Source organism: Georgenia sp. Z2081, from assembly GCF_055326445.1.
Genome location: NZ_JBUZNK010000004.1, coordinates 68,339 through 91,021, shown reverse-complemented (window position 1 = coordinate 91,021; position 22,683 = coordinate 68,339). Strand labels below are relative to the sequence as shown.

Below are 22,683 nucleotides of genomic sequence, written 5' to 3'. Positions count from 1 at the left end.
CGCGAATCCGTGCGCGCGGGCCGGGTAACGCTCGGCGCCTCTCGACGTCGGCCGCTACCCGGGCTTGTCGGCCACGAGGATGAGCGTGCCCGGCACGAGCGCCCCGCGCTCCGGCCCCCAGCCGCCCCAGACCACCTCGCGGCCCGGCGGCCACTCGGGCTCGACGAGGTCGACGAGATCGAGCCCGGCCGCCACGACGTCGCGCACGTGGTCCCCGACGGTGCGGTGGAACTCCGCGTACGTGACGGCGTCGCCGTCGGCCTCGACGTAGGGCCGCCGGTCGAAGTAGGGGCGCGTGACGGTCGTGCCGGCCAGTGTGGGGTCGTCGGGGAACATCCACCGCGCCGGGTGCGTGACCGAGGCGACCCATCGACCGCCCGGTCGCAGGACCCTCGCGGCCTCGGCGTGCACGCGGTGGGCGTCGGGGACGAACGGGATGGCTCCGAACGAGGTGAACACGGCGTCGGCGCAGGCGTCCGGCAGGGGGAGGGCGCGGGCGTCGGCCACTAGCATCGGCGTGCGGATCCCGGTGGCCCGGTCGAGCGCTGCGGCGGCGTCCAGCATCCCCTGCGCGACGTCCGTCGCCAGCGCCCGCACGCCCTGCGTGACCAACCAGCGCGAGCACTGGGCCGCCCCGGCACCCACCTCGACGACGATCCGGTCGCGCAGCGTCGCGGTGTCGCCGAGCAGGCAAGCGTCGGCCTCCCGCAGCCCCTCGGGGCCCCACACGTGATCGGCCGCGCCGAGGGTGGCGCCGTGCTCCGCGAGGTAGCCCTGAGCATCCGCCGACCACGCGGTCGCGTTCGCGCGCGCGGCGGCCTCGCCGTCGACCCGCCGGTAGCCCGCCCACGCCTGCGGCCGTCCGTCCATCGGCCGATGCTCCCACGGCGGGGAGGTCTCCACGGGGTTCGGCCCCACGGGCTCGGCCGCAGGGACTACGGTCCTGCCAGGGCGGCCGCCCGCGACCCAGGGAGTGTCATGAGCAGCGGATACGGATGGAACCAGCAGGACCCGTACCAGCACGGTGAGCCGGACGCGCGCGGGGTGTACCCCGAGCGCGGCCGCAGCGGTCGGTTCTCCGGCGGCCACCAGCCCTACGGGCACGGTTCCTCCGCCGGCCCCGACCAGCCCTACGGATCCGGCCCGGCATACGGATCCGACCAGCCCTACGGGTCAGGTCCGGCCCACCGTCCGGGTCAGGCGTACGGGCCCGGCCAGGCCTACGGCGGCGCGGGGCAGAACGCGGCCGGACCGTACGGCGGGGACGTCCGCAACGACTACGGGCGCGCGCCCGCGGACACCGACGCCGGTCGGGGCGGGGCGCACAAGGCCTCCGTCGCCGCGATCCTCGTCTATGTGGGCCTCTTCCTCGGCCTGCCCCTGCTCATCGGCCTCGTCACCATGATCGTCGCGCTGTAGCGCCCGATGGCCGACCGTCGATTCCGGCCGCGGTCCAGAGGTCGGGACCGCGATCCGCTCGAGGGCTACCTCGGCGGCTACGGCATCGTCCCCGAGGACACACGGCGTCGCCCCGACGACGACGCACCGCGCGGCCGCGAGAGCCGTGAGCCGGACGACCGCGGCGCCGACCGGCCCGCGGACCCGGTCCGCACCGCCGGGCGCTCCCGCGCAGCGGAGCCGCGTCCCACCGCGCCGTCCGGCTTCCGCGCCGGAGCGCCCCACGCCTCGCGCTACCCCGTATCCCTCCCGCCCTCGCTGCATGTCAGCACGTGGCTCCGGCGTCGCCTCCGCCCGCTCTTCGTCGTCGTGCCCGTCCTCGCCGTGCTCGTCCCGATCGCCACCGTGGTCCAGCTCGTCGACGACGATCCCGACGCCACCACGCCGAGCGTGGACCCCGCGCCCGATGCCGAGCCGGACGTCGAGACCTTCCCCGATCTGTGGGAGGTCGCGGTCGCGGACCTCACCGGGATCGCCGGCGCCGAGCTCAGGGGCAACGTCGACGGCTCCTTCGACGACGCGGGCGTGCTCGGCGCGCCTGGCGGCTGGGCCGTCGTCGCGCAGGACGAGGAGTCCCTCGAGGCAGAGCTCGTCGGTCTGGACCCCGCGTCGGGCGAGACGATCTGGTCCCGTGAGCTCAGCCACGTCCTCTGCGCCCGCCACGCGACGCCGGACGGAAGCCTCGTCTGCCTGGAGGCCACGGACACGGACCCGGGAGGTCTGGGCACGAGCTGGACCGCCCACCTGCTCGACCCCGCCACCGGCGACACGACCGCCTCCACCGAGATCGACGGCTACCTCACGTCCCTCTACGTCCACGGCGACGCGCTCGTCCTGCTCGACCAGCCGGGCGGCGGGACCGACGTCGTCCTGCAGGGCTACGACGCGGCCGACCTGAGCCCACGATGGTCGGTCGAGCTCGGCCCGGAGGTCTCCGCGGAGATGCTCGCCGGGGACCGACGGATCGTCTCCCGAGGGATCGGCGAGCGCGGCGAGGCGATGCTCGACCGGCCCCGTTGGCGTCCCGTCACCGACGACGTGCTCTCGTTCGGCGCGGGCGACCGCACCGCCGTCCTGAACGTCCGGGCGGGCGAGCTGATCATCGCCCCACCCTGCACCCGCCTGTCCACCGACGGCGCCACCCTGTGGTGCAACGAGCCGGGCGCCGGGATCCGCGCGTACGCCACGGACGGGACCGAGCTGTGGGCGGACCCCCACAACCGGCTGGCCGCCACCTCCGCGCTCGACCCGGACGCCCGTGTCATGCCCCTCGTCCTCGACGGCTCCCGGCGACTCCTGCGGTACGACCTCGAGGCCGGAGCCACCGACTCCGTCCTCCTCGACCCGGGGGTCGCCGAGACGTTCGCCGGCACCCTCGACCCGGGCGGGCTGGTCGACGGCGAGCACGTCCTCGTGCGGGGCGAGCCCGACCTGCACCTCCTCGCGCCGGACCGCTCCCACGTCGTCGACCAGGTGGCGACGGACGTCCGTCCCGACGGCGTGCTCGCCCGGGACGAGAGCCTCGTCGTCGCCGGGACGGACCTCGTCGAGGTCGACCCGACCACGGGAGGGGTCGAGCAGCAGTGGCGCACCCCGGTGCACGGCACGCTCGAGCCGGTGGGCGACGCGGTGGTCGTGCACGGCCCGGAGGGCCTGAGCCGGCTCGACTGGTGACGCGGCCCACGAGCGTGCGCCGCCGCGCCGTCGTGGTTGTCCCGTCTTGCGGGCGCGGGTACCATTGCTCGTCGGCGCCGTCTGTCCGCGCGCACGCGCGCAGCCGCCCGGTCGCCGATTGAATCCCTGTCCGCTCGAGTATCCCTGTCCGCATCGGAGTTTCCCGCTACATGACCACCACTACCCCCGCCCCGACCACCCCGCAGGTCGCGATCAACGACATCGGCTCCGAGGACGAGCTCCTCGCCGAGATCGACAAGACCATCAAGTACTTCAACGACGGGGACATCGTCGAGGGCACCATCGTCAAGGTGGACCGTGACGAGGTCCTCCTCGACATCGGTTACAAGACCGAGGGCGTCATCCTGTCCCGCGAGCTGTCGATCAAGCACGACGTGGACCCCGACGAGGTCGTGGCCGTGGGCGACCAGATCGAGGCGCTGGTCCTCCAGAAGGAGGACAAGGAAGGCCGCCTCCTGCTGTCGAAGAAGCGGGCGCAGTACGAGCGCGCCTGGTCCTCGATCGAGAAGATCAAGGACGAGGACGGCGTCGTCACGGGCAAGGTCATCGAGGTGGTCAAGGGCGGCCTGATCGTCGACATCGGCCTGCGCGGCTTCCTGCCGGCCTCCCTGGTCGAGATGCGTCGTGTGCGCGACCTTCAGCCCTACGTGGACAAGGAGATCGAGGCCAAGATCATCGAGCTGGACAAGAACCGCAACAACGTGGTCCTGTCCCGCCGCGCCTGGCTCGAGCAGACCCAGTCCGAGGTCCGTTCGCACTTCCTCAACACGCTGCAGAAGGGGCAGGTCCGCCCCGGTGTCGTGTCCTCGATCGTCAACTTCGGTGCGTTCGTCGACCTCGGCGGCGTGGACGGCCTCGTGCACGTCTCCGAGCTGTCCTGGAAGCACATCGACCACCCCTCCGAGGTCGTCGAGGTGGGCCAGGAGGTCACCGTCGAGGTGCTCGACGTGGACATGGACCGCGAGCGCGTCTCCCTGTCGCTGAAGGCGACCCAGGAGGACCCGTGGCAGACCTTCGCGCGCACCCACGCCATCGGCCAGGTCGTGCCCGGCAAGGTCACCAAGCTCGTCCCGTTCGGTGCGTTCGTGCGCGTCGAGGACGGCATCGAGGGCCTCGTGCACATCTCCGAGCTGGCGCAGCGCCACGTCGAGGTGCCCGAGCAGGTCGCGAAGGTCGGCGACGAGCTCTTCGTCAAGGTCATCGACATCGACCTCGAGCGTCGCCGCATCTCGCTCTCGCTCAAGCAGGCCAACGAGGGCGTCGAGCCGGACTCCGAGGACTTCGACCCCTCGCTGTACGGCATGGCGACCGACTACGACGAGCAGGGCAACTACAAGTACCCCGAGGGCTTCGACCCCGAGACGAACGAGTGGCTCGAGGGCTTCGAGGCCCAGCGCGAGGCGTGGGAGGCCGAGTACGCGGCCGCGCACGCGCGCTGGGAGTCCCACAAGGCGCAGATCGCCGCCTCGCGTGCGGCGGAGGCCGCCGGCGAGAACGTCGTCGAGGACGCCTCGGAGGCCGGGGACGACCTCGCCGCCTCCTACTCGTCCGACGCTCCGGAGGAGGACGCCGGGGGCACGCTCGCGTCCGACGAGGCCCTGGCCGCTCTGCGGGAGAAGCTCACGGGCAACTGACCCGGAGCGCAGCCTCCCGATCCTCGGATCGCATCCGACGCCCGGCCCCCTGACGGGGGCCGGGCGTCGGCGTTCGTGGGTGCGGGCGGATCGGCGTGCCGGTCGCTGCGTGCCGCTGCGCCCGGGCATAACGCTGCGCCCGGGTGTTCGGCAGCGCCCCGCCGGACGGTCATCCCGTGCCGGACGAGTACCCAGGTGGTGAGGGGTACCCCGGGCCCACGTCGGCGACGCGGACCGATCGCCGGGCGGCGTAGCGTCCGAGCATCCAGCCCACGCCGAGAGGACCCACCCCGATGCTGCCCACCGCCCACCGTCGCCTGACCGCCGTCGTGGCCGCCGCGCTGCTGACCCTCGGGGTGTCCGCGTGCGACGACCCGAGCGTCGCCCCGACCGAGGAGCCGACCGCGGACGGGGAGGAGACGACCACCGCGGACGGGCCCTCCGCCGACTACCCGGACGACCTCACGATCGAGGTCCGCTCGCTGTCCGGCTCGGTCCCGCCGCCGCACGACTCGATGGAGACCGTCACGGTGGGCCCCGACGGCATCACCTACACCGCCGGGTCGCGCTACGAGGACGAGCCGCTCTTCTCGGAGACGTTCGACGCGCAGGACGGCGACCTCGAGGAGGTCATGGCCGCCTGGGAGGCCCTCGGCGTCCCCGCCGACACGGGGGACGGGTACGACGACTCGCACTCCAGCGGTGGGGCCGGTGGCGACTACGTCATCACCCAGGTCACCGGAACGGGGTACGACTCGTCAGCGACCGGGGACCACCAGCCCATGTGGGACCTCGTCGACGCGGCGCTCGACGTCGTGCCGCAGGAGGTGCGCGACGAGGGGGAGGCCGCCATCGAGGAGTACAACGCGAGCGAGGACGACTGAGCCCGTCCCCGCCGCGCGGCTACGCTTGACGGGTGTTCGCCGAGCAGACCTCCGTCCGTGCCCGGATCCGCCGATGACCGCCGGGACGATCGTGGTCACCGGCTTCGGGCCCTTCGGCCCGCACACCGAGAACCCCACCGCCGACGTCGTCCGCGAGCTCGCCGCCGCCGGACCGCCCGTGGACGGCACGCAGCTCGTCACCGAGGTCCTGCCCACGTCCTTCGCGCGGGCGACCGCAAGGATGCGCGAGCTCGTGTCCACCCACGCGCCCCGACTCCTGCTGGCGCTCGGGCTCGCTGCGGACCGCACGGTGATCAGCGTGGAACGCGTCGGCGTCAACCTCGTCGACGCACGGATACCGGACGTCGACGGCGAGCAGCCCGTCGACGAGCCCGTCCGCGACGGTGGCCCCGACGCACACCTGGCGACGATCGACGTCCGCGCGGCACTGGCGGCGGCCCGTGGCACGGGCGTGGAGGCGACGACGTCCGCGAGCGCGGGCCTCTACGTGTGCAACGCGGTCCTGTACACCGCCCTGGACACCGCACGCGCGCACGCACCGGGAACGCGCGCCGGCTTCGTCCACCTCCCGCCGACCGAGCACCTGTCCGTCGGCGACGCGACCCGGGCCCTGGGCGCGATGGTCGCCGCACTCGCGACGGCCAAGTTGTGAGCGGCGACCTCGTCCGGCAGCCGGACCTTCGCCGACGTCCTGACCGCGGGGGCCGTCCGTGCTGACCGTCGGCCTCACCGGCGGGATCGCGTCGGGCAAGTCGACCGTCTCGGCGGAGCTCGCGCGGCTCGGCGCCGTGGTCGTCGACGCGGACGTGCTCGCCCGGAAGGTCGTCGAGCCCGGGACGCCGGGGCTGCGCGCCGTCGTCGAGGAGTGGGGGCCCGGCGTGCTCGCCGACGACGGGACGCTCGACCGGGCCGCCCTCGGGGCGATCGTCTTCGCCGATCCCGAGGCCCGCCGCCGCTTGGGGGAGATCACGCACCCGCTCGTGCACGCGGAGCACGTCCGACTCGAGGCCGAGGCCGTCGCGGCCGACCCGGCCGCCGTCGTCGTCCACGACGTGGCGCTCGTCGTCGAGGCGGACCTCGCCCACCGGTACCACCTCCTGCTCGTGGTCCACGCGCCCGAGGACGTGCGGATCGGGCGGATGGTCGAACGGCGGGGCATGACGGTCGACGAGGCCCGGGCTCGGGTGGCCGCCCAGGCCACCGACGATCAGCGGCGGGCCGTCGCCGACATCTGGCTCGACAACACGGGCACCCCCGACGAGCTGCGTACGTCGGTGGACCGCGTCTGGTCGCAGCGCATCCGCCCCTACGAGGCGAACGTGCGGGCGGGTGTGGTGGCCGACCGCTCGGGCGGTCCCGTGCTGCTCGACCCGGCCTCGCGCACCGAGGACGGCCGGGACGTCGGCGCGCTGTGGGCCGCGCAGGGCGCGCGCCTCGTCTCGCGCGTCGGCGCCGTCCTCCGGGCCGCGGGGATCCCCGCGGACGTCTCGCACGTCGGCTCGACCGCGGTGCCCGGCCTCGTGGCCAAGGACGTGATCGACCTGCAGGTCGGCGTCGACGACCTCGACGACGACCGCGTGACCGGCGTCCTCGCTGCGGCGGGCTTCCCCGTCCGTGACGCCGAGGCCCGGGACCGGCCGCACCCGGCGGACGGCCCGGTCTGGCGCAAGCGGTTCCACCTCAACGCCGACCCGGGTCGCGACGTCAATCTTCACGTGCGCGAGAGCGGCTCGCCCGGCTGGCGGTATGCCCTCGCCATGCGCGACGCGCTGCGCGACGACACCGACGCGCGGAGGGACTACGCCGCGATGAAGGAGGCGCTGGCGGCCCGGCACGCGACGGACGCGCGCACCGGCGGCTACGCGGAGGGGAAGGAGCCGTGGTTCGGCCTGCGCGGGACCGCCCTCGTCGCGGGCCGGCTGGCGGGCCACGGGGTCGTCCCGGACCTCGACCTGCGCGACGCGTCCGCCGCATGATGCGTGCCCTCCCGGCGTCGCCCCTGGTCAGAGGTCTGCCGGGCATGGGGTGGGGTGCCCTCCCCAACGACCCGGTCATCCGTGCGCCCCGGCCGGACATACGGTTCCACCAGTGGCAGTCGGTCACACGGCTCGCGAGGGCTGCGAGCCGGATGTGCCGCCACACGGGGCGCGGACGGTGATCCGCTCGTGACCCGGACGCCCCTGACCATCCACCGAGGTGACCACCGCCTCGACCACACAGAGAGAAGCACCATGAGCATCGCCACGAACCGCCGCCGAGTGGCGGCCGCCGGGATCGTCCTTCTTGCCGCCTCGGGGATCGCCGCCTGCAGCGACTCCGGCCCGATCGCGCCGACGGGTCAGCCCCCGGCGCCTCCCTCCACCGAGGCACCGCCCACCGAGGAGCCCCCGGTCGAGGAGCCGACCTCCGAGGAGCCCCCGGCCACGGAGGACCCCACCTCCGAGGAGCCGACCACGGAGGAGCCCACCTCCGAGGAGCCGCCCCCCGAGGAGCCGCCCGTCTCCGGCGGCGGCCAGGGCGTCGAGGTCTCCGGCGAGCTGACCGGCGAGGTGCCCTCCGGGGGCGCGGCCACCGTGACCCTCGAGGTCACCGAGCGCGCGGCCGTCGCGGTCGGTGCGACCTCGCCCGACGGCGGTGACCTCCAGCTCGCGATCTCCGGCGGCGACGTCGACGCGGGCATCGACGACACCTACGGGTACGCCGACATCTTCAGCTTCGACCAGGGCAACCTCGACCCGGCGATCACCCAGGTCCTCGAGCCGGGCAGCTACACGCTCGAGCTCACGGAGTACGGCGGGGACGCGGCCCAGTACCATCTCGAGGTGCTCTCCGGCACCACCGTCATCCCGGCCGGGGGGACGGCGAACCTCGAAATCACGGGCCAGGCCGCGACCCTTGCCATCGGCGAGCTCGCGACCGGCAACGAGTCGATCGCGACGAACGGCGAGGTCGACTCGGTCCTGTGGACCTTCATGCCGTCCTCGCACACCGCGTACGAGGACGACGACGGCGGCGACGGTCTCAACTCGCTCATCGTCCTGCCGGGCGAGACCGTCGAACCGGTCGTCATCGCCGTCAACACCTATGGTGGCGACGCCGGCACCACCTCTGTCGGCATCAGCTGACCCATCGCCCCACCCGGCGGCCGGCACCTCGGTGCCGGCCGCCGTCGGACGTCCGGCGTGCTCCGTGCGCGCCGCGGCACCACCCTCACCAGACGGAGGAGAGCACGATGCGAACCACCCGAGCACGACGAGCACTGACCACCACCGCGGCCGTCGCCGCGCTCGGACTGGTCCTGTCCGCATGTGGCGGAGACGACGAGCCCGAGGAGACCACGGAGCCCCCTGCCACCTCGCAGACCGACCCCGAGGACGCGGAGAGCGGCTCGCAGGACGCGGCTCCCTCCGAGTCCGAGTCCGAGGCGCCGCCCGCCGAGACGGGGTCGGACGCGGCCGGTGACGACGAGGCCGCCACGGGGGACGACGGCGGGTCGACCGGCTTCGCTCCCGGGACGGACGGCGAGGACGGCACCGGTGGAGGGGACGACGCGGGCGACGGGCCGGCCGCCGGGGAGAGCGTGACCCTCGCCCCCGAGCACGCGGTCTCGATGGCCCACATGGTGCCCGAGGGCGGGGTGACGACCGCCGAGGTCGTCATGCTCGACGGCGACACGCTCTCCTACCTCAGCGGCGACGTCGCCCAGCAGGAGCCCGAGGTGGAGGAGACGGTCGAGCTCGACCCGGGCACGGGCGACGAGATCCGCACCGAGCTGTCCGCGCTCGGGCTCACGGCCGTCGAGGAGGGCCAGGGCCCGCCGGACGACACCACCGAGGAGATCTACTACTGGGAGGCCGGCGACGTGATGTCCGGCTCCCTGGTGGCCGGCAGCACCGGTGACCTCGAGCTCGACCGGGCGGTCTACGACATCCTCATCGCCCACGTCCCGGAGGACATCCGCGTGAGCTGAGGCCAGGGGCCGCCGCCGTCGCGCGTGTGCATTCGCGGAGCGGCGCGGGACACCGTGCGCCGGCTGCCAGGGAACGACCCGCGTCCCGGCGTGCGCAGGAGCGGCGCGCGAGCGGGGAGGTGTGCCCTGCCCCACACGAACGGTGGTACGGCGGCGTCGCGATCCCTACGTTCGTGATCAGTCCCCGGATCACCGGTGACGGCCCGACGGACAGCATCGTCCGCGGGTCGAGAGCCACACCCCCTTGGAGCGATCATGACCACCACCGACCTTCGCCGCATCGGAGCGGCAGCAGCTGTCCTCGTCCTCGGGGCGGGCATGTCCGCCTGCGCCGGCGACCCCATCCCCGGCGGCGGGCCCGGCGGAACGGGCGGCACGGGCGCCGGCCCGGTCGACCCCGGCCCGTCCACCGCCCCCGAGAGCACCCTGTACGGCGACGGCGTCGCCGACACCGTCCACATCGAGGCCTACGACGGCACCGTCGTCGGCGTCTCCGGCACCGGCACCATGCTCGAGGGCGACGACTGGAACGGCCGCCTCGTGGTGGGTGAGCGCGCGGCGGTCGCGCTCGCCGCGACCTCGGCCGACGAGGACATGGTCATCGAGATCACGGGCAACGGCGTGGACGAGCGCTACGACGACCGCGCCGACCACGTCGAGCTGTTCTCCACCAGCACGAGCACGCTCGACGCCGCGGCGGTGACCGTCCTCGACGCCGGCGTCTACGAGCTCACGATCTCCGAGTACTCCGGCGACGCGACAGCCATGGCCTTCGAGCTCCTCAGCGGCACCGCGTCGATGGACCGGTTCGGCTCCACCGGCGTCGACATCGCCGAGGGCGGCCACGGCCTGGCCATCGTCGACGTCGACACCGGCCCCGCGCTCATCTCGGCCGACAGCCCGGACGTCGACCCGATCCTCCACGTCGTCGACTCGGACGGCTACAGCTGGTCGAACGACGACAACTCGATCGGCCTGTCCAACTGGCGGGCCGCCGCGGTCGAGGCCGACCACCTCGTCGGCCCCGCGGTCGCGATCGTCGAGTCCTGGGCCGGCGACGCGGGCTTCATCTCGCTGGTCGTCACCTGACCCGGCGCCCCTCCGGCACGCCGCGCGCGGCCGGGACGACCCGCGGAGCACCCGCGGTCCGTCCCGGCCGCGTCGTCGATGTCGGCGGCGCGACGTAGGTTGGACGCATGCGCGAGGTCATCGACATCCAGCGGGACGACGCTCCGTTCGAGGTCATCTCCGACTACACGCCCGCGGGCGACCAGCCCAGGGCGATCGCCGAGCTCGTCGAGCGCCTGAACGCGGGGGAGAAGGACGTCGTCCTGCTCGGCGCGACCGGCACCGGCAAGTCGGCCACCACTGCCTGGCTCGTCGAGCAGGTGCAGCGCCCCACCCTGGTGATGGCACCGAACAAGACGCTGGCGGCGCAGCTCGCCACGGAGTTCCGCGAGCTGCTGCCGAACAACGCCGTCGAGTACTTCGTCTCGTACTACGACTACTACCAGCCAGAGGCCTACGTCCCGCAGACGGACACCTACATCGAGAAGGACAGCTCGATCAACGACGAGGTCGAGCGGCTGCGGCACTCCGCGACGAACTCCCTGCTCACGCGCCGCGACACGGTCGTCGTCTCCTCGGTGTCCTGCATCTACGGCCTGGGCACGCCGACCGAGTACGTGGCCCGGATGATGCACCTGAGCCGGGGCGAGCAGATCGACCGGGACGCGCTGCTGCGGCGGTTCGTCGAGATGCAGTACACCCGCAACGACCTCGCGTTCACGCGCGGGACCTTCCGGGTGCGGGGCGACACGATCGAGATCATCCCGGTGTACGAGGAGCTCGCCATCCGCATCGAGATGTTCGGTGACGAGATCGACGCGCTGTCCTACCTGCACCCGTTGACGGGCGACGTCGTCAGCACGCCCGGATCGGTCCACGTCTTCCCGGCCTCGCACTACGTCGCGGGCGCGGAGCGCATGGAGCGGGCGGTCCGGTCGATCGAGGACGAGCTGGCCGAGCGCCTGGCGGAGATGGAGTCGGCCGGGAAGCTCCTCGAGGCGCAGCGCCTGCGCATGCGCACCACGTACGACCTGGAGATGATGCAGCAGATCGGCACGTGCTCGGGGATCGAGAACTACTCCCGGCACATCGACGGCCGCGGCCCCGGTACCGCCCCGCACACGCTGCTCGACTACTTTCCCGAGGACTTCCTGCTCGTCATCGACGAGTCGCACGTCACCGTGCCTCAGATCGGGGCGATGTTCGAGGGCGACATGTCCCGCAAGCGCACGCTCGTCGAGCACGGGTTCCGGCTGCCCTCGGCCATGGACAACCGTCCGCTCAGGTGGGCGGAGTTCCTCGAGCGCATCGGGCAGACCGTCTACCTCTCCGCCACCCCCGGGGACTACGAGCTCGGCCAGTCCGACGGCGTGGTGGAGCAGATCATCCGGCCCACCGGCCTCATCGACCCCCAGGTGGTCGTCAAGCCCACCGAGGGCCAGATCGACGACCTGCTCGGCGAGATCCGGGACCGGGTCGACAAGGACGAGCGCGTGCTCGTCACCACCCTGACCAAGAAGATGGCGGAGGACCTCACGGACTACCTCCTCGAGCGCGGCGTCAAGGTCCAGTACCTGCACTCCGACGTCGACACGCTGCGCCGCGTCGAGCTCCTCAGGGAGCTGCGCACCGGCTCGGCCGACGTCCTCGTCGGGATCAACCTCCTGCGCGAGGGGCTCGATCTGCCCGAGGTGTCCCTCGTGGCGATCCTCGACGCCGACAAGCAGGGCTTCCTGCGCTCCTCGAAGTCGCTCATCCAGACGATCGGCCGCGCCGCCCGCAACGTGTCCGGCCAGGTCCACATGTACGCCGACGAGGTCACCGAGTCCATGGCGTTCGCCATCGAGGAGACGGAGCGGCGGCGGGCCAAGCAGCTCGCGTACAACGAGGAGCACGGGATCGACCCGACCCCGCTGCGCAAGCGGATCGCCGACGTCACCGACATGCTCGCGCGCGAGCAGATCGACACCGCCGAGCTCCTCGAGGGCGGCTACCGCAAGGAGAGCGGTCGGGCTCCCCGGCCGGTGACGCGCACGGGGGCCGACGCGGCGCGCGACCGGCTCGCCGGCAGGGCGGTGTCCGAGCTCGTCGAGCTCATCACCGAGCTCACCGGGCAGATGGAGGCGGCGGCCGGCGAGCTGAAGTTCGAGCTCGCGGGCCGGCTGCGCGACGAGATCGCCGAGCTGAAGAAGGAGCTCCGACAGATGCAGGCCGCCAACGCCTGAGCGCGACATACGTCTCGTCGGAGCGGGCGGGGCCGGAGGCTCCTTCTCGGGTAGCCTCATGCCCGACGGAGGGGAGTATTCCCCCGCAGCGACTGTCGTCACCACGGTGGGCCCGGCCCGCTCGGCAGCGCGGTCCACCCCGGGTGGACGGAAGAGACCTCCGGTACCAGCTGACAGGTCGTACCGGAGGGGTATGCATGGACGTTCACGCGATCGCCTGGATCGGGCTCGCCGCGGTCATCCTCACGATGATCACCATCGACATCGTGGGGCACGTGCGCACGCCGCACGAGCCGAGCCTCAAGGAGGCCGCCTGGTGGTCGATCGGCTACATCGCCATGGGCGTGATCTTCGGGTTCGTCGTCTGGTACTTCTGGGGTGCCGGCTTCGCCGGTGAGTACTTCGCCGGCTACGTCACGGAGAAGTCGCTCTCGATCGACAACCTGTTCGTGTTCGTCATCATCATCGCCGGGTTCCGGGTACCGCGGAAGTACCAGCAGGAGGCCCTGCTCATCGGCATCGTCATCGCCCTCGTGCTGCGGCTCGTCTTCATCCTCGTCGGCGCCGCGCTCGTCGAGCGCTTCGTCTGGATCTTCTTCATCTTCGGCGCGTTCCTGCTCTACACCGCCATCTCCCAGGCGCGCCAGGGCGTCGAGAAGCCGGGCGAGGACGAGGAGTACGAGGAGAACTGGTTCATCCGTCTCATGCGCCGGTTCCTTCCGGTCACCGACGGTTTCGAGGGCGGCAAGCTCCTCGCGCGGCACGGCGGCAAGACCTTCATCACGCCGCTGATGCTGTGCATCTTCGCCCTCGGCGCCGCCGACGTCATGTTCGCCGTCGACTCCATCCCGGCGATCTTCGGCATCACGCAGGAGGCCTACCTGGTCTTCGCCGCCAACGCCTTCTCCCTGCTCGGCCTGCGCCAGCTGTACTTCCTCATCGACGGGCTGCTCGACCGCCTCGTCTACCTCCACTACGGACTGGCCGCGATCCTCGGGTTCATCGCCGTCAAGCTCCTCATCCACGCGTTCCACGGCTACGACCTGCTCATGGGCATCCCGGAGCCGACCATCGCGGTCTCGTTGAGCTTCATCGTCGGGGTACTCGTCATCACCGTCGTCGCCTCGATCGCCAAGAGCCGGTCGATCCGCAGCAGCGGGTCGAGCTCCGGCGACCGCGCCGGCGTCGACGAGTCCTGAGCCGGACGCCCGCCGGGGCGCCCCTCGGCCGGCCGGTCGGGGGCGCCTCCTCGGGCGCCCCCCGGCGCGGGGATCCGCGCACCGCGGGCACGGGCGTGCGGGCGGGCCTACCATCGTGCGGTACCCACCGGGCGGAAGGCTGTGAGCGATGTTCGACGACGGTCTGTTCGGGCCGAGCGCTGAGCCGGACGAACCGATGCCGGACGAGCTGCTCCTCGGCGCGTGCGTCAGGGTCGAGGTGGAGCTCCTCGGTGCGCTGCACGACGCGGGCCTCGTCGACGCCGGGGCGGACGGACCGCCGGACGCCCGCCTGCGTGCGGCGCTCGAGCGCGACTGGCCCGCACCGGGTGACCTGGCGGGCCGCATGCGGGCCGGCGGCAACCTCGCCATCCCGCTCGTGGCCGACCTGCTCGACGCCGCCCCGGAGGACCTGCGGGCCTGGGTCCACCTCGGCGCCACGAGCCAGGACGTCGTCGACACGGCCCAGGCCCTTCTCCTCAAGGAGGCCCTGCGGCGGGTCGCGGCCGACCTCGCGGGAGGGGCCACCGCCGCCGCCGAGCTGGCCGTACGGCACGCCGCGACCGCCCGCGTCGGGCGGACGCTCGGGCAGGCAGCCGTCCCGACGACCTTCGGCCTGACCTGCGCCGGCTGGGCGGTGGGCCTGGACCGCGCGGCGCGGGCGGCGCGGGTCGCCGCCGAGGACCTCGCGCTGTCGCTGGCGGGGGCGGCCGGCACGGCCGGCGTGCACGGCGCCTCGTGGGAGGCGGTCGCGACGGCCCTGGGCCGCCGCCTCGACCTCCCGGTGCCCGACGCCCCCTGGCACACCGAACGCTCCCGGGTGCGGGCGGCGGCCGCGGCGCTGGCGGGCGCGAGTGCCGCGGCGGCGAAGGTGGGCACCGACGTCGCGGCCCTCGCGGTCACGGAGGTCGGGGAGCTCACCGAGGGCGGTGCCGGCGGCTCGTCGGCCATGCCGCACAAGCGCAACCCGGTCCGGTCCGCGTTGCTGCGGGCCGCCGGCATGCGGGCGCCCGGGCTGCTGTCCACCGTCTTCGCCGCCGCGCTGGCCGAGAACGAGCGCGCCACGGGGGCGTGGCACGCCGAGTGGCAGCCGCTCGCCGACCTCGTGCGCCTGGGGCGCGGCTCGGCCGAACGGGTGACGGAGCTGCTCGACCGCCTCGACGTCGACGAGGTCTCGATGTCCGAGAACCTCGACGCCGCACGCCCGCACGTCATGTCGGAGGCGCTGTCGACCGCCCTCGCGCCGCGGCTCGGCCGCTCCGCAGCCCAGCGTGCCGTGGCCGAGGCGCTGTCACCGACGCACGGTCGCCCGCCGACCGACGAGGAGGTGCGTGCCGCCCTGCGGTCCGCCGTCGGGGACGCCCCCGAGCTGGACGACCCTGCCCTGCTCGAGCCCGAACGCGCCCTCTCGGCCGTCCCGGGACTGATCGAGCGCGCCCTGCGATCGTTGAAGGAGAACTCGTGACCACGTCGCTCGCCCACGTCGTCGACGGCCCCGAGGACGCGCCCGTCGTGCTCATGGGGTCCTCCCTGGGGACCGACCGGCGGATGTGGGAGCACGCCGCGGGCGTCCTCGCGCGCCGCTACCGGGTGGTGCGCTACGAGCACCGCGGCCACGGCGCCACCGCGACTCCCGAGGTCGAGGGCCCCGTGACGATCGACGACCTCGGCGCCGACGTCGTCGCCCTCATGGACTCCCTCGGGATCGCGCGGGCGCACCACGTCGGCCTCTCGCTCGGCGGCATGCTCGCGAGCTGGACGGCCCAGCACCACCCCGAGCGCGTCGACCGGCTGGTGATCGCGTGCTCCTCGTCCTGGACGGACACGGCGCAGCCCTGGCGCGAGCGCGCGGCGACGGTCCGGGCCCAGGGGCTGGGCGCGATCGTCGACCCCGTGGTGGCGAGGTGGTTCACGCCCGATCTCGACGACGCCGGCGTGCGCGCCGACCTGCGCGAGAGGTTCCTCGCCTGCGACCCGGAGGGTTACGCCCAGGCGTGCGACGCCATCGCGACGATGGACCTGCGCCCCGGGCTGGCGCGCATCGCGGCGCCGACGCTCGTCGTCGCGGGTGCCGCCGACGAGGCGACCCCGGTGGGCAAGGCCGAGGAGACCGTGCGTGGGATCCGCGGGGGCGGGGGAGACGTCCGCCTCGAGGTCGTCGACGGTGCGGCGCACGTCGCGGCCGTCGAGCAGGCCGGCGTCGTCACCGGGCTGATCGTCGAGCATCTCGACGCCGGCCGACCGGAGATCGCGCGCGGTCAGGCGGTGCGCCGCGCCGTGCTGGGCGACGCGCACGTCGACCGTGCCAGGGGGCGTCAGACGGCGCTGGACACCGACTTCCAGGACCTCATCACCCGCTACGCCTGGGGCGACGTGTGGGCGCGGCCGGGCATCGACCGGCGTATGCGCAGCGCCCTGACCCTGGCGCTGCTCGCCGCGCTCGGCCACGAGGGTGAGCTCGCCATGCACGTGCGGGCGGCCCTGCGCAACGGCCTCACAGTCGACGAGATCCGCGAGGTCCTGCTGCACACCTGGCTGTACGCCGGGGTGCCCGTGAGCAACCAGGCGTTCGCGATCGCCACGCGCGTCCTGCGCGACGAGGGCCTGCTCGATGGCCCGCACCCTCACGACGGGTGAGCGCGATGCTGCCGGCCGAGTGAAAAATCCCCTCACTCGCCGGGTGGAACCGCGCTCGGTCGTCAGGCCTCGAGGACGACGGCGAGGCCCTGCCCGACGCCGATGCAGATCGTGGCCACCCCGATGCCCCCGCCGCGGGCCCGCAGCTGGTGCGCGAGGTGCCCGACGATGCGGCCGCCGGACGCGCCGAGCGGATGGCCGATGGCGATCGCGCCGCCGTGCACGTTGAGCTTGGCCGGGTCGAGGTCCGGCCACAGGCGCAGGCAGGCGATCGACTGCGCGGCGAAGGCCTCGTTCATCTCGACCAGGTCGACGTCCTCCCACGTCCTCCCCGCCCGGGCCAGCGCCTGGTTCGCGGCCTCGACCGGTCCGATGCCGAAGACCTCCGGGGAGACCCCGGAGACGCCGCGCGAGACGATGCGGGCGATGGGCTCGCCCACCCCTGCGGCCTTCTCGCCGCCGACGAGCACGAGCGAGGCGCCGTCGTTGAGCGGTGAGCTGTTGCCCGCGGTCACGGTGCCGTTCTCCGCGCGGAAGGCGGGCCTTAGCGCCGCCAGTGCCTCCAGGGAGGTCTCGGCGCGGACGGACTCGTCCCGGGTGAGCTCGGCGCCGGGCACGGGGACGATCTCGAGGTCGTAGACGCCCGCGGTCCAGGCCTCGTCGGCCCGCCGGTGGCTGGCGAGGGCGAACTCGTCCTGCTCCTCGCGGGAGATCGCATGCTGGTCGGCGAGGATCTCCGCGCCCTCGCCGAGGGCGACGGTCCACTCCTTCGGCATCCTCGGGTTGACCAGGCGCCAGCCGATCGAGGTGGACTCCATCGTCGCGGGCCCGGCGGGGAAGGCCCGCTCGGGCTTGAGGACGACCCACGGGGCGCGGGACATCGACTCCACGCCGCCGGCGAGCACGAGGTCGGCGTCGCCGGCCTCGATCGCCCGGGAGGCCTGGATGACGGCCTCGACGCCGGAACCGCACAGCCGGTTGACCGTCACGCCCGGCACGGTGACGGGGATGCCCGCCAGCAGCGAGGACATGCGGGCGACGTCGCGGTTCTCCTCGCCGGCGCCGTTGGCGTTGCCCATGACGACGTCGTCGATCGTGGCGGGGTCGAGGTCGGGATGCCGCTCGAGGAGGGCGACCATCGTGCTCGCGAGCAGGTCGTCCGGCCGCACGGCGGCGAGCCCCTTGCCGTAGCGCCCGAACGGCGTGCGGACGGCGTCGTAGACGTAGGCGGTCATGCCCGCTCCTCCCGGTTCTCGCCGTCGTCGGCGGTGGTGTCGGTGGCGTCGACGAGGTCGAGGCCGGTGAGCGTGCGCAGCGACTCGACCGTCGTGCCGAAGGTCTCGAGCACCTGAGCCCGGTCGCCGCCCAGCTCGAAGACGGCCTGGTCGGTGTAGAGCCGGGACACGCACGCCAGCCCCGTGGCCGGGTAGGTGAGCTCCTGGACGAGCTTCGAGGTCCCGTCCCTCGTCTCGAGGTTCATCATGACGAACACCTGCTTGGCGCCGATGGCGAGGTCCATCGCGCCGCCGACGGCGGGGATCGCGTCGGCCGCTCCCGTGTGCCAGTTGGCGAGGTCGCCGCCCACGGAGACCTGGAACCCGCCGAGCACGCAGGCGTCGAGGTGCCCGCCGCGCATCATGGCGAACGAGTCCGCGTGGTGGAAGTAGCTCGCGCCGGGCAGCTCGGTCACCGGGATCTTGCCGGCGTTGATGAGCTCGTCGTCGACCTCGTCGCCCTCGGCGGCCGGCCCCATGCCGAGCATCCCGTTCTCGGTGTGCAGGGTGACGCCGTGCGCGGGCGTGAGGTGGTCGGAGACCTTCGTCGGCATGCCGATGCCGAGGTTGACGAACGCCCCGGTGGGGATGTCCTTCGCGACCCGGGCGGCGATCTCGTCGCGGCTCAGGCGTTCGGTGGCGCTCATGCCTCGGGCTCCTTCGTGGCGTCGGGGGCGGCGGCCGGGACGGTGACCACGCGGTCGACGTAGATCCCGGGGGTGACGACGGTCTCCGGGTCGATGCCCCCGGTGGGGACGACCTCCTGGACCTGGACGACCGTGGTCGTTGCCGCCGCGGCCATGACGGGTCCGAAGTTGCGGGCGGTCTTCCGGTAGACGAGGTTGCCGACGACGTCGGAGCGCAGCGCCTTGACCAGCGCGTAGTCGCCCCGGATCGGGTGCTCGAGGACGTACATGCGGCCGTCGATCTCGCGCGTCTCCTTGCCCTCGGCGAGCAGCGTGCCGTAGCCGGTCGGCGTGAAGAAGGCGCCGATCCCGGCCCCGGCCGCGCGGATCCGCTCGGCGAGGTTGCCCTGCGGGACGACCTCGAGCTCGATCTCGCCTGCGCGGTACCGCGCGTCGAAGTGGTGGGAGTCGGTCTGCCGGGGGAACGAGCAGACGATCTTGGCGACGCGACCGAGCTGGATGAGCCGCGCGAGCCCGACGTCGCCGTTGCCGGCGTTGTTGTTGACGATCGTCAGGTCGCCGGCGCCCTGGTCGATGAGGGCGTCGATGAGCTCGACCGGCTGCCCGGCGGTGCCGAAGCCCCCGATGAGCACGGTCGAGCCGTCCGGGATGTCGGCCACGGCCTCGGCGGCCACGTCCGTGAGCTGGGGCATGCGGTGCGCTCCTCGTCGATCGCGTCGTCCGGCGGGGCCGGCTCCACCGGACCATCCTCGGGTGTCGAGCCGGGAATCTCCACCGCGCCCACGGACCGGGCGGTGGACGGGTCCGCGTGGTGGGCCAGGCGGTGCCGCGCGGCGGTCCCCGGCCCGGGCAGGCCGGCCTGCCGTGCCGGCGACGCCACCTGCCGACGGTCGCGTCCCGGTTCTCGTGTGACCGGGACGTCGCTCGAACAGGCGTGCGATTGTCGGTGGGTTGTCCTATCGTTGCCCGAGTGACTGACCGGCTCATCGTCCAGGGCGCCCGCGAGCACAACCTCCGCAACGTCGACCTCGATCTCCCGCGCGACTCCCTCATCGTCTTCACCGGGATGTCGGGGTCGGGCAAGTCGTCGCTGGCGTTCGACACCATCTTCGCCGAGGGGCAGCGCCGCTACGTCGAGTCCCTCTCGTCGTACGCCCGGCTCTTCCTCGGCCAGATGGACAAGCCGGACGTCGACTTCATCGAGGGGCTGTCCCCGGCGGTCGCGATCGACCAGAAGTCGACGAGCCGCAACCCGCGCTCCACGGTCGGCACGATCACCGAGGTCTACGACTACCTGCGCCTGCTCTACGCCCGCGCCGGCACGCAGCACTGCCCGGTGTGCGGGGAGGTCATCCAGTCCCAGACGCCGCAGAACATCGTCGACCAGCTGATGGCGATGCCCGAGGGCACCCGGTTCCAGGTCCTCGCCCCCGTGGTGCGCGGCCGCAAGGGCGAGCACCTCGAGCTGTTCCGCGAGCTCGCCGGCCAGGGCTACGCGCGCGTCCGGGTCGACGGCGAGGTCGTCCCGCTCACCGACGTCCCCGCCCTGGACAAGCGGCGCAAGCACGACGTCGACGTCGTGGTGGACCGCCTCGTCGTCCGCGAGGGCGTCCAGCAGCGGGTGACGGACTCCGTGGAGACGGCGCTCCGGCTCGCCGACGGCATCCTCGTGGTCGACCACGTCGATCTCGACCCGAAGGACCCCGAGCGGGAGCGGAAGTTCTCCGAGCGCCGCTCGTGCCCGAACGACCACCCGCTCACGCTGGAGGAGGTCGAGCCGCGCACGTTCTCCTTCAACGCGCCCTACGGCGCGTGCCCGGACTGCACGGGTATCGGCACCCGGCTCGAGGTCGACCCCGAGCTCATCGTCCCGGACCACGATCTCACCCTCAACGAGGGGGCGATCCTGCCGTGGTCGGGCCAGGGCGACTACTACACGCGGCAGGTCGGGGCGCTCGCCGAGGAGCTCGCGTTCTCCCTCGACGTCCCCTGGCGGGCGCTCCCGGAGCACGCGCGCGAGGCCCTCCTGCACGGCCACGACCACGAGGTCACGGTGCGGTTCCGCAACCGCTTCGGCCGCCTGCGCACGTACACCTCCGGCTTCGAGGGCGTGATCGCGCAGGTCAAGCGTCGTCACGAGGAGACCGAGTCCGAGTGGTCGAAGGAGAAGTACGAGGGCTACATGCGGCAGGTGCCGTGCCCCACGTGCCACGGTGCGCGGCTGCGGCCCGAGGTCCTGGCCGTCACGGTGGGCGGGCGCTCGATCGCCGAGCTGTGCGACCTGTCGATCGCCGACGCCAAGGAGTTCCTCACCGACCTCCCGCTCGACCACCGGGAGGCGACCATCGCGGCCCAGGTGCTCAAGGAGATTCACGCCCGGCTCGGGTTCCTCGTCGATGTGGGACTCACCTACCTCACGCTCTCGCGGCCGGCCGGCACGCTGTCCGGCGGCGAGGCCCAGCGGATCCGGCTCGCCACTCAGATCGGCTCCGGGCTCGTCGGCGTGCTCTACGTGCTCGACGAGCCCAGCATCGGCCTGCACCAGCGGGACAACCGCAAGCTCATCGGCACGCTCTCGCGGCTGCGGGACCTGGGCAACACGCTCATCGTCGTCGAGCACGACGAGGACACGATGCGCACGGCCGACTGGGTCGTCGACATCGGTCCGGGCGCCGGTGAGACGGGCGGTCGGGTCGTCTACTCGGGCCCCTACGCGGGGCTGGCCGACGTCGAGGACTCGATCACGGGCGACTACATCGCCGGTCGACGGGAGATCCTGCTCCCGGCCGAGCGGCGCGACGTCGACCGGAAGCGGATGCTCACGGTGCACGGTGCCACCGAGAACAACCTGCGCGACGTCACGGTCTCGATCCCGCTCGGCGTGCTCGTCGCCGTCACCGGCGTCTCCGGCTCGGGCAAGTCCTCGCTCATCAACTCGATCCTCTACACGGCGCTCGCGCGGGCGCTCAACAGGTCGAAGCAGATCCCCGGACGGCACAAGCGGGTCACGGGCACCGAGCACCTCGACAAGGTGGTGCACGTCGACCAGTCGCCGATCGGTCGGACCCCCCGCTCGAACCCCGCCACGTACACGGGACTGTGGGACATCATCCGCAAGCTGTTCGCCGAGACCACCGAGGCCAAGGTCCGTGGCTACGGTCCGGGCCGCTTCTCCTTCAACGTCAAGGGCGGGCGCTGCGAGGAGTGCAAGGGCGACGGCACGCTGCGCATCGAGATGAACTTCCTCCCCGACGTCTACGTGCCCTGCGAGGTGTGCCAGGGGGCGCGCTACAACCGCGAGACGCTCGAGGTGCGCTTCAAGGGCAAGAACGTGGCCGAGGTGCTCGACATGCCGATCTCGGAGGCGGTCGAGTTCTTCTCCGCCTCCGCCCGCATCACGCGGTACCTCCAGACCCTCGTCGACGTCGGGCTCGGCTACGTCCGTCTCGGGCAGTCCGCGACCACGCTCTCGGGCGGCGAGGCGCAGCGCGTCAAGCTCGCCGCCGAGCTGCAGCGGCGCTCGACCGGCCGCACGATCTACGTCCTCGACGAGCCGACCACCGGCTTGCACTTCGAGGACATCCGTCGGCTCATGCTCGTGCTCCAGGGTCTGGTCGACAAGGGGAACTCCGTCCTCGTCATCGAGCACAACCTCGACGTCATCAAGCAGGCCGACTGGATCCTCGACCTCGGCCCCGAGGGCGGCTCCGGCGGCGGGCTCGTCGTGGCCGAGGGGACCCCGGAGGAGGTCGCCAGGGTCGAGGGCTCCTACACCGGACAGTTCCTCGCCGAGGTGCTCGGCGGTGCCCGGGACCGCGTGCCGGCCTGACCCGGCCCCCACCCGAGCCGGTCCGGTTCGGGGGGTGAGCGGGACGCCGAGGCCGAGCTGCCCGCCCGCGCCCGCCACCGCGGCGGATGGGGAGCACTCCCCACGCCCTGCCGGATGGGCGCCG

Annotated in this window: 18 protein-coding genes; 14 read left to right on the top strand and 4 right to left on the bottom strand. The window is 73.0% G+C overall.

What is annotated here, in order from left to right; genetic code table 11:
- Nucleotides 1-54: 54 nt before the first annotated feature.
- Nucleotides 55-870, bottom strand: coding sequence for a class I SAM-dependent methyltransferase (locus tag ACZLKG_RS07470; protein WP_425709610.1), 816 nt, complete (start codon nt 868-870; stop codon nt 55-57).
- A 108-nt stretch (nt 871-978) separates the two neighbouring features.
- Here ACZLKG_RS07470 and ACZLKG_RS07465 point away from each other — a divergent pair, with 108 nt between their 5' ends.
- From ACZLKG_RS07465 to pcaDC, 13 genes are all read left to right on the top strand, one after another.
- Entirely contained in the window at nt 979-1,419 is a 441-nt protein-coding gene (locus ACZLKG_RS07465; RefSeq protein ID WP_425709611.1) for a hypothetical protein, read from the top strand.
- A 6-nt stretch (nt 1,420-1,425) separates the two neighbouring features.
- Nucleotides 1,426-3,132, top strand: a complete 1,707-nt coding sequence (locus ACZLKG_RS07460) for an outer membrane protein assembly factor BamB family protein (RefSeq protein WP_463648373.1) — start codon at nt 1,426-1,428, stop codon at nt 3,130-3,132.
- Between the two features lie 170 nt (nt 3,133-3,302).
- Entirely contained in the window at nt 3,303-4,787 is a 1,485-nt protein-coding gene (gene rpsA / locus ACZLKG_RS07455; RefSeq protein WP_425709613.1) for a 30S ribosomal protein S1, read from the top strand.
- 293 nt (nt 4,788-5,080) lie between these two features.
- A complete protein-coding gene (locus ACZLKG_RS07450) occupies nt 5,081-5,671 on the top strand; it encodes a hypothetical protein (protein ID WP_425709614.1) in 591 nt (196 codons plus the stop codon).
- A gap of 73 nt (nt 5,672-5,744) precedes the next feature.
- Complete coding sequence (locus ACZLKG_RS07445; protein WP_463648372.1) at nt 5,745-6,344, top strand: pyroglutamyl-peptidase I; 600 nt, start codon at nt 5,745-5,747, stop codon at nt 6,342-6,344.
- A gap of 58 nt (nt 6,345-6,402) precedes the next feature.
- Nucleotides 6,403-7,668 (top strand): dephospho-CoA kinase, encoded by a 1,266-nt coding sequence (gene coaE / locus ACZLKG_RS07440; protein ID WP_425709616.1) that lies wholly within the window; start codon nt 6,403-6,405, stop codon nt 7,666-7,668.
- Nucleotides 7,669-7,923: 255 nt separating this feature from the next.
- On the top strand, nt 7,924-8,817 hold the full coding sequence (locus tag ACZLKG_RS07435) for a hypothetical protein (protein WP_463648371.1): 894 nt from the start codon (nt 7,924-7,926) through the stop codon (nt 8,815-8,817).
- Nucleotides 8,818-8,924: 107 nt separating this feature from the next.
- A complete protein-coding gene (locus ACZLKG_RS07430) occupies nt 8,925-9,662 on the top strand; it encodes a hypothetical protein (protein WP_425709618.1) in 738 nt (245 codons plus the stop codon).
- Between the two features lie 255 nt (nt 9,663-9,917).
- On the top strand, nt 9,918-10,751 hold the full coding sequence (locus ACZLKG_RS07425; protein WP_425709619.1) for a hypothetical protein: 834 nt from the start codon (nt 9,918-9,920) through the stop codon (nt 10,749-10,751).
- A gap of 107 nt (nt 10,752-10,858) precedes the next feature.
- A complete protein-coding gene (uvrB, locus tag ACZLKG_RS07420) occupies nt 10,859-12,955 on the top strand; it encodes an excinuclease ABC subunit UvrB (RefSeq protein WP_425709620.1) in 2,097 nt (698 codons plus the stop codon).
- A gap of 197 nt (nt 12,956-13,152) precedes the next feature.
- On the top strand, nt 13,153-14,154 hold the full coding sequence (locus ACZLKG_RS07415; RefSeq protein WP_425709621.1) for a TerC family protein: 1,002 nt from the start codon (nt 13,153-13,155) through the stop codon (nt 14,152-14,154).
- 148 nt (nt 14,155-14,302) lie between these two features.
- Nucleotides 14,303-15,637, top strand: a complete 1,335-nt coding sequence (locus ACZLKG_RS07410) for a lyase family protein (protein WP_463648370.1) — start codon at nt 14,303-14,305, stop codon at nt 15,635-15,637.
- Nucleotides 15,634-16,809 (top strand): bifunctional 3-oxoadipate enol-lactonase/4-carboxymuconolactone decarboxylase PcaDC, encoded by a 1,176-nt coding sequence (pcaDC, locus tag ACZLKG_RS07405; RefSeq protein WP_463648369.1) that lies wholly within the window; start codon nt 15,634-15,636, stop codon nt 16,807-16,809. The genes ACZLKG_RS07410 and pcaDC overlap by 4 nt, the downstream gene beginning before the upstream one ends.
- Nucleotides 16,810-16,871: 62 nt before the next feature.
- On the opposite strand, the gene ACZLKG_RS07400 is transcribed toward pcaDC, so the two are convergent.
- From ACZLKG_RS07400 to ACZLKG_RS07390, 3 genes are read right to left on the bottom strand one after another with little or no spacing between them, the layout of a single operon-like run.
- On the bottom strand, nt 16,872-18,044 hold the full coding sequence (locus ACZLKG_RS07400) for a thiolase family protein (protein WP_425709624.1): 1,173 nt from the start codon (nt 18,042-18,044) through the stop codon (nt 16,872-16,874).
- Nucleotides 18,041-18,730 (bottom strand): 3-oxoacid CoA-transferase subunit B, encoded by a 690-nt coding sequence (locus tag ACZLKG_RS07395; protein ID WP_425709625.1) that lies wholly within the window; start codon nt 18,728-18,730, stop codon nt 18,041-18,043. Before ACZLKG_RS07395 ends, ACZLKG_RS07400 begins: the two co-directional genes overlap by 4 nt.
- On the bottom strand, nt 18,727-19,422 hold the full coding sequence (locus ACZLKG_RS07390; protein ID WP_463648368.1) for a 3-oxoacid CoA-transferase subunit A: 696 nt from the start codon (nt 19,420-19,422) through the stop codon (nt 18,727-18,729). Before ACZLKG_RS07390 ends, ACZLKG_RS07395 begins: the two co-directional genes overlap by 4 nt.
- Before the next feature lie 278 nt (nt 19,423-19,700).
- Between ACZLKG_RS07390 and uvrA the strand changes: the two genes are divergently transcribed.
- Nucleotides 19,701-22,559, top strand: a complete 2,859-nt coding sequence (uvrA, locus tag ACZLKG_RS07385; protein ID WP_463648367.1) for an excinuclease ABC subunit UvrA — start codon at nt 19,701-19,703, stop codon at nt 22,557-22,559.
- The last annotated feature ends 124 nt before the right edge of the window (nt 22,560-22,683 follow it).